This is a genomic window from Erysipelatoclostridium sp. MSK.7.34 (genome assembly GCF_019041935.1).
GTDB lineage: Bacteria > Bacillota_I > Bacilli_A > Erysipelotrichales > Coprobacillaceae > Thomasclavelia > Thomasclavelia ramosa.
This window is the reverse complement of the sequence record NZ_JAHPYJ010000023.1, coordinates 1-14,108: the sequence shown is the minus strand read 5'-3', so window position 1 is coordinate 14,108 and position 14,108 is coordinate 1. Positions and strand designations below refer to the sequence as shown.

Sequence of the window (14,108 nt, the reverse complement as noted above, 5' to 3'; positions counted from 1 at the left end):
ATAAAAATTAAAACCGCATCTTAAAAAGAACAAGTTAAAAAGAACATCATGATGATGTTCTTTTTAACAAATTAACGTTTTGCTTTATCAAAAGGTTCTCCAGCAGCTTTTGGTGCTGCAGAATTTTTTGAAGTAAAAGCTAATAATATTAAAGTGGCAACATAAGGGAAGATTTTAAAAACTACACCTGGAACTCCAGAATTTAATAAAAATGGAATTGAAGCATATGTTACAGCTAAAGTCTTAGCAAAAGCAAAGAAAATTGCTGACAATGCGATTCGCCAAGGTGTCCAGTTACCAAAAATTAAAACTGCTAATGCTAAGAATCCATATCCAGCAACTGTACTAGAATACTCACTTGTTATTGGGATTACATAGATTAAACCACCCATACCAGCCAATATTCCAGATAGAACAACGCCTAAATAACGCATTTTATATACATTTACTCCAGCAGCATCAGCAGCTTGTGGGTTCTCACCACATGTCCTAATTCTTAATCCTGTTTTCGTTTTATAGAGATACACGTATGTAGCAATCAAAATAGCAATACCAATAAATGTAGAAAGATAAAAATCTTTAAAAAACATATCACCAATTATTGGAATGTCTGAAAGAACTGGAACTTTTTTTATTAAAAATTCATTACTGAACGGAATACTTTTTACTCCACCAAAAATAGTCTTAGCAACAAAAATTCCAAAAGCAGGAGCAAATAAATTCAATGCAGTCCCAGAAATAGTCTGATCAGCTTTCATACTGATTGCAGCAAAAGCATGTAACAGCGCAAATAATCCACCGATTACTCCAGAAATTAATAAAGCTACTAGAAACAATGCTTGCCCACTTAACCAGCCGGCATTTTGAGCAGTATGCATAAACCAAATCCCAAAAAAAGCTCCAAAAATCATAATTCCTTCTAAGGCGATATTAACTACTCCAGAGCGTTCACTAAACAACCCGCCTAAAGCAACGATCAACAGAGGGATCGAAAACATCAAGCTTTGTCTAAATAAGAAATAAAATAAATCCATTATTCATCCCCTCCAATCAAAGCTTGTTTTTTATCTTTTTTACGCCCCTTTCGGCGTTCTAAAATCAATCGAATAAACAATGTGAAAGAACTAAAATAAATAATTGCTGCAACAATTACATCGATAATTTCTACTGCAATATGTACTGCTTGAACATAGTTTCCGCCTAAATTGATATATGCGATAAATAATGCAGCGAAAATCACGCCAAGTGGATTGTTAAACCCTAATAAGGCAACAGGAATACCATTAAAACCTTCAGCGGCTAAAACTTCTGCTGTTCCTATTGTTCGTCCAGTTCCCGCCATATAAACCAAAGCTCCACCTAGTCCTGCAAAAAAACCGGCAATTACCATCGATAAAACAATACTTTTTTTCTCATTCATTCCCGCGTATTTACTCGCATCTGGATTATATCCAGTTGCTTTTAGTTCATAACCAAATGTTGTTTTATTCATAATAACATAAGCAAGAATACATACACCAATAGCAATGAACGTTCCTAAATTAATGCTCGAACCATTAAAAACCTGATCTAATCCTAAATTTGGTATTGCTAAACTTGTAGGAATAGTATACGATTCAGCGCCAGTGGGATTATACATAAATTTTTTTACTCCTTCAATTACTAATAGCATCCCAATATAATTCATCATGATACTAGATATTACAACATTAACATTGCGATAAGCTTTAAGTAATCCAGGAACACTGGCCCATAAGGCTCCTGCTAATCCTCCTGCAAGCACAGCAAAGATCCAACGAATAGATTCGGGGATAAAAGTTGCATTAAAAGCTATAAACATTGAAGCAAAGGCTCCTACAATATATTGTCCTGGTGTTCCAATATTAAATAGACCACATTTAAATGCAAAAGCCACTGAAAGACCGGTCATCATAATTGGTACTGATAAATATAATACTTCACCAACGCTTTTAATTCCACGATAAAAACCACCTCGAAGTAAGATTGAAAATCCTTCTAATGCCTGATTAGGAATTACTAAAAACATAATTAGTAGTCCAAAAATCAAACCGCATAAAATCGCAATCAAAGAAGATAAAAATGATTTTGTCCATGCTTTATTTTTCATATCCAACACCTCGCTTTGATCCCGCCATATACAATCCTAATTCTTCAACGTTAGTTTCTTTTGGATTTAAGTCAGTAACAATCTCTCCTTCATACATTACCAGAATTCGATCACTGACATTCATAACTTCATCAAGTTCTAAACTAATTAGTAAAACCGCATGTCCCTCATCGCGCTGTTGAATCAACTGTTTATGAATAAATTCTATTGCTCCAACATCAAGCCCACGAGTAGGTTGAACAGCAATCAATAAATCACAATTACTTTCAATTTCTCGCGCAATAATTGCTTTTTGTTGATTTCCACCAGACATTCCTCGAACAATCGAATGTGACCCTTGACCAGAACGAACATCAAATTTTTCAATCAATCTATCTGCATAATTATAAATGTTCTCAAATTTTAAGAAACCATGTTTCTGGTTATCTTTATTAAAATAATTTTTTAAAATCATATTTTCTGCTAAATTATAATCTAGTACTAGTCCATGCTTATGACGATCTTCAGGAATATGGGAAATTCCTTTTAAATTTCTTTGCCTAACCGAATAATGGGTTATATCCTCATTATTTAAAATTATCTTACCTGTATATCCAGTTAACATTCCAGTTAATGCATATACAAGTTCACTTTGCCCGTTTCCATCAATTCCTGCAATACAGACTATTTCACCACGTTTAACTTCAAAATTAATATCTGTCAAGGCATTTTTCATAGCGTTTTTCTTACAATAATTGAGATTTTCAACCTTTAAAACCGTTTGCCCAGGAGTTGCTTTTCCTTTTTCAACAATAAAATTAACATCACGGCCTACCATCATCTTTGACAATTCTTCTTTTGAGGTCGTTGTAACATCAACAGTAGCAACGTACTTTCCTTTTCTAATAACAGTACATCGATCAGCTACCGCTTTGATTTCATTTAATTTATGTGTAATAAAAATAATTGATTTTCCTTCGGCAACTAATCCTTTCATAATTTTCAATAATTCTTCAATTTCTTGAGGGGTTAAAACTGCAGTTGGTTCATCAAATATTAAAATCTCATTATCCCTAAAGAGCATTTTTAAAATTTCAACTCGCTGTTGCATCCCTACTGTTATATCTTTTATAAGAGCATCAGGCTCGATATTTAAATGATATTGTTTGGAAAGATCAAGAACCTTTTTACGAGCATTGTCTTTGGCTAATAATCCATTTTTAGTTTCTTCAACACCCAAAATAATATTATCCAAAACTGTAAATGTTTCGACTAATTTAAAATGTTGATGAACCATTCCAATTTTATAACGATTAGCATCGTTAGGATCATTTATTTCAGCAATTTCACCGTTAATTTTAATGCATCCCTCGTCAGGTTGATACAGCCCGAATAGGATTGACATCAATGTTGATTTTCCTGCTCCATTTTCTCCTAACAAAGCATGAATCTCACCTTTTTTTAGTTGTACGGTTATATTATCATTAGCCTTAATTCCAGGAAATTCTTTAGTGATATTCAACATCTCTATTACATATTCCATACCGTCACTCCTTTCTTATCTAATGTTGATTTTTCTCGGTTAGATTGAGAAATACTTTTAAAAAAAGCGAGTTGTCTCGCTTTTTATTATTTATCATATGTAATATTTACATTAGTGACAGGTACTTTAGTAGGATTACCATTATCATTGTCAGTAATATCTGTCATTGATTTGATTTTAATTTCACCACTTGCCACTTTATCAAATACTTCCTTGTATGCTGCAGCATTAAAATCACCCAAACGATCAAAGTCATCTGGTAAACCAACATAACCACCTGATGCATCTAATGTTTCGATACCACCTTTAAATTTATCATTTTTGTAATCGACTAATTTATCATAAACTGTCTTTTTTACATCTTTTAATGCTGAAGTAATAACAACACCTGTCTTGTCATCATTTTGGTTGCTATCAACACCAATTGCATATTTGCCAGCTTCTTTTGCTGCAGGGAAAATAGAGTTACAAATTCCACCACCGCATGAGAAAATAGCTTCAGTTCCAGCATCATACCACTTAGCAGCTTTAGTTTTAATCGCAGGATCTTCATTAAATGTTCCTGTATATGTATACATCATATCGACTGTAACACCTAATTCTTTTGCTGCATCATTTGCTCCTTGAATATATCCATAACCATAATTAATTACAGCTGGTAATGCAATTCCACCCATAAATCCAAGTTTAGTGTGACCTGCTTTGACAGCTGCATACCCTGCTAAATATCCAGGTTGTGTTTCTGTATACAATGCACAATAAACATTATCACCAGGATCAACTGGATTAGATTTAGTACTATCCTTCTCATCTGGAACTGTTGGTGTAGCATCAATCAAGATAAATTTGACATCTTTGTATTTATCTTGTAATTCACCAATTGCATTACAGAATTTAAAACCTGGACAAACAATAATTTTTGCCCCATTTTCTACAGCTTCTTCAATTTGTGATTTGTAGCCAGCATCATCAAAACTTGCTGGTTTATAGTATTTGATAGTTGCATCATGATCTTTTTGATACTGTTCAACAGCTTCCCATGCAGACTGATTAAACGATTTATCGTTAATATCCCCTGCATCTGTTACAAGTGCTACTTCAAATTCTTCACTGCTACTACCACCGCATCCCACTAATAGAAATGAGAATACAACAAGTGAAGCCAAAAGCTTTTTCATATTCAATTTTCCTCCTTCAATAAACTATAGCTTTATTTTAACATTCTTCCTTAAAAATTGAAAGCGATTACATTTATTATTCCCGTTTTTTTATAAAATATACAAAAAAGACATCTATTTAGATGTCCTCTTCTTGATATCCGCGAATGTAAACTTCACGTGGCTTAGAGCCAATCTGTGGTCCAATAACACCGTCTGCTTCTAACTGATCGATGATTCGTGCTGCTTTATTGTATCCAATTCGAAACTGCCGTTGTAATAAAGATGTACTTGCTTTTTGAGCATTGATTACAAAACTGCGACACATTTCATATTCTTCATCTTCCTCTTCTTCTTTCGAAGCAGCACTTGGTGAAGTAGTATTTAATTTTACATTTATGTATTTGTCATCATAGCTAGCCTCCTGCTGAGTAGCAGTGTGGTGAGTAATTGCACTAACTTCATCGTCAGATACAAAAGCACCTTGAACCCGCACCGGTGAACTAGAACCCATTGGTGAAAATAACATATCTCCTTTTCCTAATAATTTTTCCGCTCCAGAAGCATCCAAAATTGTTCGTGAATCAATTCCAGAAGAGACTGCAAAAGCAATTCTTGATGGAATATTTGCTTTGATGACTCCAGTGATAATATCAGTCGATGGTCTTTGTGTTGCAACGATCAAATGAATCCCTGCTGCCCGCGCCATTTGAGCAATCCTCATGATACAATCTTCAACTTGTTTGCTTGCGACCATCATCAAATCAGCAACCTCATCTAAAATAACTACATGAAAAGGTAAGATCTCTAATTGTTCGTCCAAAGCTAATTCTTCATTTTTTTTACGTGCATAGTTATTATAGCCTTCGATATTCCGTACATTTGCCCCAGCAAAAAGGTCATAGCGATGCTCCATTTCCACTACAACTTCCTGCAATACTGCAGCTGCCTTTTTAGGATCAGTTACTACTGGAGCTAATAGATGAGGTATACCATTATAATTAGTTAACTCTACTTTTTTAGGATCGACAAGAATAAATTTCACCTCATCCGGTCGAGCACGCATCAAAATACTACAAATAATAGTATTTACACAAACTGATTTTCCACTTCCAGTTGCCCCAGCAATCAATAAGTGGGGCATTTTATTTAATTCCGCATAAATAATCTTACCACTAACATCCTTGCCTAAAGGAACTAACAACTTGTTATCCTGTAAATCTTTTGGAATGTCTTTAATTACTTCTTTGAAACTTACCATTGTTGCAACACTATTAGGAATTTCCACTCCAACTGCCGGTTTACCAGGAATTGGTGCTTCAATACGAATATCTTTTGCAGCTAAGGCTAATTTTATATCATCTTGTAATTGCATAATTTTATTAACACGCGTGCCCGTTTCCAATTTTAATTCATATTTAGTAACCGATGGTCCAATAAAAATATCACTAATTGTTGCGTTTACTCCAAATTCATGAAGAACATTTGTTAGTGCTTCAGCTTTAGATAATGCATTTCCTTTATTATCACCAGACTTTTTTGCTGTAGGATTTTTTAATAGGGATAAGGCAGGTAAACGATAATTCTTATTAATCTTTTTCTTAGGTTTAGACATATCATTTTCATGGATCTTTGGTTCTTTATCTTTAATTTCTAAAGTCATAGAATCCTCATCAAATTCAAATGTAGAGGGTACTGATTCATCTTCTTCTAAATGAGTAGTATGGATTCGAGCTGAACTCTTTCCAGGGGGATCTTGCTCTTGACTTGAAGTATTTTCATCACCAAATATCTCCTCTGGAAAAAAGCCTTTTGCTTTATCTTTTTTAGGGGTAAAAAAATCTGTGAATTTACTAGCGCTTTGATGCATTTTAATATCTTTTTTAGTGGGTTTCTTTTTCTTTCTTTCAGCAACATTTTTACGATGTTCTAAATAAAACTTACTACCTAACAAAGTTAAACCAATTACTAAAATAAAACCAGCAGCAATCATTGCCCCCGTTTTATCAAACAAAGCACTTAAAATGCCATATAAAACAGCTCCTAGAAATCCACCTCGATTACAAGGTGCTGTTGAGACATATTGATTAATTACTTTCATTCCAACCATTAAATCATCATTTAAAGATGACATAAAAGTCAAAACTGCCCCTACCACCATGTATAATCCGATTGCACGAGGACCAGTAAATTTTGGTAATTTAGCAAAATAAATTACATACCCACTAATCAAAACCAATGAAATATAACTAATTCCAACAAAATTTCCAATTATATAAGTACACAAAAAATTCAGTTGTTCGCCAATTGGTCCTAATTTCATTGCCCCGACAACAATTAAAAACAAGCCTACTGTAGCAATGATTCTTACTTTTAAATCCTCACTAATTTGATCTTGTTTTGATTTTTTTGAACGACTTGTTTTCGCCATGACTCACACTCCCAACTCTAACTCAATCATTATACCATATCATATCTATTTAGCAAAAGAAAAAGCAAGGATAAACTTGCTTAAACTTCGATGATAATTGGCAAGATTACAGGTCTTTTACCTGTCTCTTTAATAATAAACTTATTTGCTTTATCTTTAATATTTTGTCGAACTTCTACTGCTTCTAGTTTAGGATCATCTTTCATTTCACTAACACATTTTTCAGCAATATCAATAACTCCCTTAATAATATGTTCAGAATCCCTTAAATAAACAAAACCACGTGACTGAACATCAGTATTGGCAATAATTTCATGAGTTTTACTATCAATCGTGACTCCAATAATGACTACTCCATCATTTGACAACTGAATTCGATCATCAATAACTTTATCACCTACATCACCAACACCAATTCCATCAATCATTACATCTTCAACTTCAATAGTATCGCGATAATCTTCTAGTTTTCCACTTTTAAACGATAAAATTTCACCATTATCGATAATAGCAATATTTTCTGGTTTAATTGCCATATTTTTAGCAACTTCCAAATTTGAAATAAAATGTTGATACTCACCCTTAACTGGTACAAAATATGTCGGATTAAAAATTTGTATAATTACTTTAATATCTTCCTGCGATGCATGCATCGAACATAATTCTTTATTTTTTAATACATGAATATTTGAATCTGTCTTATATAATTCATTTACCGCTTTATTTGCAATTTTTTCTGTTCCAGGAATAACTGGAGAAGCAACAATAAATGTATCATTTTTATTTAATTTTAAAAACTCATCCCCACCATCAATGATATCACAAATATCATGATAGATTCTTTGCGGTGTCCCACTGAGCAACACTACTAAATTATCATCAATTCCTTTTTTACCAATATCAGTAGAAAAAGCAATAAGATTTTTTGGTACTTGAATCACTGCTTTTTTTAAACGCTGTCCAATGCGGACAATACTATTTGTGCTATCATATTTATCACGACCATAAAAAACAATTTTTCGATTATATTTCTTCGTCAGTTCAACAATTTCTTTAGTTCTAAAAATGTTTTGAGCATAACTTGAAATAATGATTCGTCCTTCACTATCTTCAAAAATATTATCAATTTTATCTGTCAATTTATGTTTTGGTGATGTATAACCTGGATTTTTAGAATAAGATGACTCACATAAAAGTGCTAATACACCTTTTTTTCCAATCTCCATCATTTTTTGAATATCACATCTAAATCCTTCTGGGGCACCAAAATCAACAATAAATTCACCGCTATAAACGATATATCCATTATCAGTCCATAAAGCCACTCCAACACTACCAGGAATCGAATGAGTTACTGGAAAAAATTCAACAGGAATGCCAGCAATAATAATTGAATCATTGCGTTTTACACGATTTAACTGATAACTCACTCTAAAATTATTATGTTTTTTATGTCGCTTGATCATTTGTTCAATTAGATCAGCTGTTAGTGCTGGAGCATAAACTGGGGCATTGACCGCTTCTAACAAGTAAGGCAAAGCTGCCATCACATCATCATGACCATGCGTTATGATGATAGCTACAACTCGTTCTTTATTTTCTTTTAAGTAATCAAAACTAGGAATAATGATATCCACTCCTAATTTACTTACTTCTGGGAATCTAAACCCGGCATCTAAAATAAAAATCTGTTCTTTTATTTCGATGCAGTACATACTTTTACCCATCTCAGCCTGTCCGCCAAGTGGTAAAATTTTAACAACATCTTTCTTCATTTTTTCCTCCATTATTATAATCTATATTATTTCTTAATCATCGCTGAAAAACAATCTTTACCATATTAACATATTATAGTATCGTTTGCTAATACTTTCTACGTTCATTGTATCAAAATTCTCAAGAAAAGAGAAATGATTTAATTTTTACTAACATCTTTAACATGTAATATTATTAACACAATAACCTTTTTTAGCCGTGTTCATTTAAGAAATTATTTAGCAAAAGTGAGATCGTAAATTTCATCTTGTTCTGGTAAATGCGTAACATACCCAATTGGTATTTTATTTTCCGTCACTTCAATTATAGTTTTAGCTCCTGCTTTTCCAAAAGCACCGCATAATTCGATGCAGTCAACTCCCTCAATAAATAATTTTTTGCCACAATACTTGCTTCTGCTAAATTAGTAACGCCAATTATTTGTGCTGTCTGTTGATGGATTGCGGCATGATCATATTTCAAATTAAAATCTCCCATGATTATAAATGCAAATTTCATTATATTGTCTCCTTAAAATTCAAACTCTAATCTTTAATTAGACTTTACGAGTATCTACTTTTTCATAGTTATCTAGCCGTTTTTAATAGTATATAACATCCGCCTCATTAAATAAATAAATAAATTTAAAGTATCTTTTTTTATTTCGTGATTCAAAAATAATGGAGAAATAAATTAATATTTCTCCATTATTTTATTCAATTGTTCTTTTGACTCATCACTGATTTTAACTAATGGCAAACGTAACTTATAAAGAATATTGCTACTTTGGCTCAACGAATATTTTAATGTACTTACAATATTATCTTGATAAAAATATTTAACTATTAATTTAAAAAAATCAAAATATAAATCATTATGCTGAGTAATTAATTCTCTATACTTTTTATAACTTAGATTAGTTAAGTTACTAATAAGTCCATCATAATTATTAATTTCATTTTGCACTAGCATCTCTTCTATACCGTATAGACCTAACCCCTTATTTCTAATAATCTGATAACCTGTGCTATTTACTTCAGTAATCAAGCCAGTTATATTTTCATGTTTTTCTTTCAATTCCAATAAATGATTAACAGCAATCGTATTTTGCTTATGTTGTTGAATAACAATCGATTTATTAGTTGCAGTAGCAATTAGATCAAGATGCCTAATCAATCCGTTTTGGGTTAAACTAAAAATTTCTGGTAACTCGATCATATAGCCAGCAAATTCGTTAATGTCTTTAAGGTCTCCTATCTGTTTAATTACTTTTTTTGTACATGATTCACTAAGCTGCATATATATTTCAAGACCAGGATAGTGATAGCAAACATATCGTAATAAGTGTTTTTGTTCTAAAAAAGTCAATGAAGCAGCTTCCCCTGTCCTGCTGCCAATAATAAATTTATTATTTCCTTGATTTACTAATTTTTCAATATGATTATCTAGCGCTTGATAATCAATCATATCATCAATATCAAAGGGAGTAATTAAATTAGTAAAAATATCTATTTTAATCACTCCTTACAACCAAATCATGTAAAAGATTCAAATCTTGTTTTTGATTTTTTGCTTTCACATAATAACTATCATGTTCATTTTTAGAAACAATTGCAAATTTTTCAAGAAAATTCCGATAAATCTCATCATTTTCTAATCCACAACCAACAAAATGTACTTTTGTATAAAGATCTATTTTAGTATAATCAGTTTCTAGTTTAGCTAAATCTTCTTCAAAAATTAAATAATCATCGTCAAAGCAATCATGAAGGAAACTATAATCGCTTTTAGCTATTGTTTCTTCAAAACGAATTAGCCAATAATTAAAATCAATTGACATTGTTCGGATATTTGTATCATCATGATTAATCAAAGTACCAATCCTATCATCTTTAAAAGAACGTAACTTGATTTTAAAGCCATCTTTTTTATACCCTTCCATCAATGCTTTGTAACAAATGATCCGAGCTTTGTGCTTGGCTAAATCAAGAGCTTGACGATAGCCAATATGCTTGATAAGTCGTGCTTCATTAATATATTTAGGATCACCAGTAAAAATGCCACAAACATCACTATAAATATATACCTCATCCAAATTCAAACGTCGTGCTAGGTATACTGCTGTATAATCGCTATCCCCTTTTTCTAGAATACGAATATTTTTAAATTTATCTATTCCCTGAAATCCTGGCACGATAATGACATCATATGTTTCAAAATACTTATTGATTACTTTGGTATCTAAGCCAACTAAACGATTATGCTTAACTTTAAGATTTAACTGCATACTTGAAAGCGAGATTGCATTAATTCCTTGTGATTTCAAATTACTAGATAACACGATACTACTTATTATTTCTCCACAACTAAGCAATCGACAATGTTCATCATAGTTAGCATTAAGTGCTAGTGCATTTAATGTATCAGTGGCATAAGCATCTGGATAACGTCCCATAGCACTTACAATAACTAATAATTTATGATCCAAATTATTAGTTATAACATTAGTAACTAGTTTGATTGAATCATTTGTTTTTAAAGCAGTTCCACCAAATTTTAAAACTCTAATCATCTTTTACACCCTCAAAAACGGGCTGGAGCTGATTATTATTAATTGCATTGATTACTGTTTGAATTACAAGAGTCTCATCAAATAACATGCTATTTGGTTTTTTTATGCAGTCATCTTGATACATTGGGACAAGATAAAAATGTTTAGTATTTAAAATTTGCATGATATTTTTACCAGAATTACTTAAAGCATCGTTTGTCGCGATTGCTAAAACAACATTATGTTCATTACGAAGTGTTGATTTACAAGCCATTGTGACAGCATTATCGTTTATCCCTATAGCTAATTTTGCTAATGTGTTGCCACTACAGGGCATTACAATCATTATATCCAAAGGAATTTTGGGTCCAAATATTTCACTGTCTACAACATTAGTAATTACTTTTCTTTTAGAAAGTTTTTCTAATTCATCAATTAATTCGTCAGCTTTATTAAAACGAGTATTACAATTTAAAATTTTTTCACTTGCAAATATATATAAATCACATTCTAAAGCTGCTAATTCTTTTATTACAGCCAGCGTCTTTTGTAGCGAACAAAAAGACCCTGTTAATCCAATTCCGATTTTCTTGTTTTTAAGCATATTGATCAACTGCCCGTTTAATTGCTTTATAAAGCGCTTTTGCACTACTATCATAGGCATACTTAGTCGGAAGCTGCTTTAATAGATGATAACTTTCATCACGATCACAAGTTTTTAAACCATATGGTGTTGAAGCAACATCATAAATCTTACAATTAACATCTTTTGTTTTTAGAATATCGCTGTCAATTATTTGACTAGGAATAGTATTAATAACAAAATCATACCCATTTAAAGTGAGCTGATCCAACCGAATATAACGATATCCTTTTTCAACAACTTCATCATGATAATGATCACTGCGATTACTAATGCTGACTTTCGCATTAAATTTTTCAAGTTTAGCTGCTAAATCGCGTCCACAATGACCATAACCTAAGATTAACACATTAGAATTTGACAAACTAATTGAATTATCAATTATCATATACGCAATCACTGCTTCATCACTAATATGCGTATTTTCAACAACAAAGTCTTCATCACTATACAAGTAACGATAATTAAATCCCTTTAACTTACTTAAATAACATAATCGCTGATTCTTTAATAATGAAAGTACTACAGCATTATTTTTAAAATCAACTTGTTCAAACCCCTGACCATCTTTACCTAAATAAATAATATCACAAGAAGATATCAGCCTACTATCTTCTTGAATTTGATAACCATCTGCAATCATTAGCTTTGCTAATTGTTTACAACGATTATCATTTCCATTTATATAAACTATCATATTCCACCTCTACTATAAAATATGATAATTAATTTAGTTTGTTACTCGATAATCACTTTCATCATGAAAGTAATTCAAAACCCATTTCTTCAGTTAATAAGGCTAATATAATTTCAATACGTTCTTGTAAATTTTCTACTGCTTCATTTAAAATCTCTTTTTCAGACATTTCTGTTGAGAAATCAATCAAGACAAAAGAACACTTAATAACATATAAATGCCCACTGTTTTGCTTACCTACAGATATATGATAATTAAGCTGCAATCGATTTTTTTCATCGTGACTATATCCAATTTCTATCTGTGCTCGAACATCCGTGGCACTTGCTGATACGGTTTCATTAATAATGTTTGCATGAATACTCTTCATTTTGATTTTCATTTTAAAATCCTCCTATAATATTATTTACTATTCAATGTTCATTTTTTCTTTTATTATTTACAATTTTTTAGAATTTTATTAAAATAACATTATTGGGGGTTGAAAAATGTATCTATTTATGTTTATAATCACCTTTTTAATGTCGTTAAAAACCTCTTGGGCATATAATAATTTTACTTACTTATCTTATCAACCTCATTTAAGAATATATTATTTAATTTGGGTTACATTAATTTCATGTTTCTTATTATTTAAGGTAATTAAACTTTTTAAACATATTACGTATCTAACGATTGCAAATAAGTTCTTAATCGGGAGTTGTTTTATTTCCATGCTGACAGGTTCCTATTTACCTTATCATCCTGATAATGAAAATATTGTTTCGGTTCTCCATGTCCTCATTTCATCATCAGGAACCATCTCCCTATTATTTATTATCCAATTACTAATTAATCGTATCATGTTAGATGATTATCAGTTTTATAAAAAAATGTCTACTCTATTTAGGAGTTTAGTCTTATTAATTGGAATGTTTATCATTATGTTTGGCGTAATCAATAGTATTGTTGAACTTTTCTTTACTTTTACTGTATTGTTTTCACTTGCTCAAATTGAAAAGCACTATTTTTAAATAAATTAAGCATAATAAAAAGTAGGTATACTTAAAGAAATTTTATCCTTTTATATACCTACTTTTATTGCTTTAATTTAAAAAATTATTCTTAATTATCCGAAATAGCGTTTTAATAATCCAGCAAACGCTTTTCCATGACGTGCTTCATCACGTGCCATTTCATGCACTGTATCATGAATTGCATCTAAGTTTAATGCTTTAGCTTTCT

Annotated in this window: 14 protein-coding genes and 1 pseudogene; 1 reads left to right on the top strand and 14 read right to left on the bottom strand. The window is 31.4% G+C overall.

Going from position 1 to position 14,108, the window contains the following annotated elements; all coding sequences use genetic code 11:
- Positions 1-71: 71 nt before the first annotated feature.
- The 13 genes from KTF99_RS13420 to KTF99_RS13365 all read right to left on the bottom strand — a co-directional run bounded on the left by KTF99_RS13420 (position 72) and on the right by KTF99_RS13365 (position 13,266).
- Complete coding sequence (locus KTF99_RS13420) at positions 72-1,034, bottom strand: ABC transporter permease (RefSeq protein ID WP_003538397.1); 963 nt, start codon at positions 1,032-1,034, stop codon at positions 72-74.
- Positions 1,034-2,128 carry an ABC transporter permease gene (locus tag KTF99_RS13415; RefSeq protein WP_003538399.1) on the bottom strand — a complete coding sequence of 365 codons (1,095 nt, stop codon included), beginning with the start codon at positions 2,126-2,128 and terminating at the stop codon, positions 1,034-1,036. The genes KTF99_RS13420 and KTF99_RS13415 overlap by 1 nt, the downstream gene beginning before the upstream one ends.
- The gene (locus KTF99_RS13410) at positions 2,118-3,650 is read right to left on the bottom strand and encodes an ABC transporter ATP-binding protein (protein WP_003538401.1); all 1,533 of its coding nucleotides are present in this window, start codon (positions 3,648-3,650) and stop codon (positions 2,118-2,120) included. Before KTF99_RS13410 ends, KTF99_RS13415 begins: the two co-directional genes overlap by 11 nt.
- Before the next feature lie 86 nt (positions 3,651-3,736).
- Positions 3,737-4,828, bottom strand: a complete 1,092-nt coding sequence (locus KTF99_RS13405) for a BMP family lipoprotein (protein WP_003538403.1) — start codon at positions 4,826-4,828, stop codon at positions 3,737-3,739.
- Between the two features lie 118 nt (positions 4,829-4,946).
- A complete protein-coding gene (locus tag KTF99_RS13400) occupies positions 4,947-7,238 on the bottom strand; it encodes an FtsK/SpoIIIE family DNA translocase (protein WP_003538406.1) in 2,292 nt (763 codons plus the stop codon).
- A gap of 80 nt (positions 7,239-7,318) precedes the next feature.
- Positions 7,319-9,013 (bottom strand): ribonuclease J, encoded by a 1,695-nt coding sequence (locus tag KTF99_RS13395; protein ID WP_008791720.1) that lies wholly within the window; start codon positions 9,011-9,013, stop codon positions 7,319-7,321.
- Positions 9,014-9,228: 215 nt separating this feature from the next.
- Positions 9,229-9,363, bottom strand: coding sequence for a DUF6506 family protein (locus KTF99_RS17675; protein WP_353799300.1), 135 nt, complete (start codon positions 9,361-9,363; stop codon positions 9,229-9,231).
- Positions 9,318-9,512: a hypothetical protein gene (locus tag KTF99_RS13390; protein WP_003538417.1), complete on the bottom strand. Its 195-nt coding sequence runs from the start codon at positions 9,510-9,512 to the stop codon at positions 9,318-9,320. The genes KTF99_RS17675 and KTF99_RS13390 overlap by 46 nt, the downstream gene beginning before the upstream one ends.
- Positions 9,513-9,686: 174 nt before the next feature.
- Entirely contained in the window at positions 9,687-10,514 is an 828-nt protein-coding gene (locus KTF99_RS13385; protein WP_029480032.1) for a dihydrodipicolinate synthase family protein, read from the bottom strand.
- Positions 10,507-11,565 (bottom strand): amino acid kinase family protein, encoded by a 1,059-nt coding sequence (locus KTF99_RS13380; RefSeq protein WP_008791718.1) that lies wholly within the window; start codon positions 11,563-11,565, stop codon positions 10,507-10,509. Before KTF99_RS13380 ends, KTF99_RS13385 begins: the two co-directional genes overlap by 8 nt.
- Positions 11,558-12,148 carry a dipicolinate synthase subunit B gene (locus tag KTF99_RS13375; RefSeq protein WP_008791717.1) on the bottom strand — a complete coding sequence of 197 codons (591 nt, stop codon included), beginning with the start codon at positions 12,146-12,148 and terminating at the stop codon, positions 11,558-11,560. The genes KTF99_RS13380 and KTF99_RS13375 overlap by 8 nt, the downstream gene beginning before the upstream one ends.
- On the bottom strand, positions 12,141-12,884 hold the full coding sequence (locus KTF99_RS13370; protein WP_029480034.1) for an NAD(P)-dependent oxidoreductase: 744 nt from the start codon (positions 12,882-12,884) through the stop codon (positions 12,141-12,143). The genes KTF99_RS13375 and KTF99_RS13370 overlap by 8 nt, the downstream gene beginning before the upstream one ends.
- Positions 12,885-12,945: 61 nt before the next feature.
- Positions 12,946-13,266 carry a hypothetical protein gene (locus KTF99_RS13365; protein WP_003538427.1) on the bottom strand — a complete coding sequence of 107 codons (321 nt, stop codon included), beginning with the start codon at positions 13,264-13,266 and terminating at the stop codon, positions 12,946-12,948.
- Positions 13,267-13,372: 106 nt separating this feature from the next.
- Here KTF99_RS13365 and KTF99_RS13360 point away from each other — a divergent pair, with 106 nt between their 5' ends.
- Positions 13,373-13,897, top strand: coding sequence for a hypothetical protein (locus KTF99_RS13360; protein WP_008791716.1), 525 nt, complete (start codon positions 13,373-13,375; stop codon positions 13,895-13,897).
- Between the two features lie 95 nt (positions 13,898-13,992).
- On the opposite strand, the pseudogene KTF99_RS13355 reads toward KTF99_RS13360, so the two are convergent.
- A pseudogene (locus tag KTF99_RS13355) lies at positions 13,993-14,108 on the bottom strand (NADH peroxidase); the annotation flags it as partial.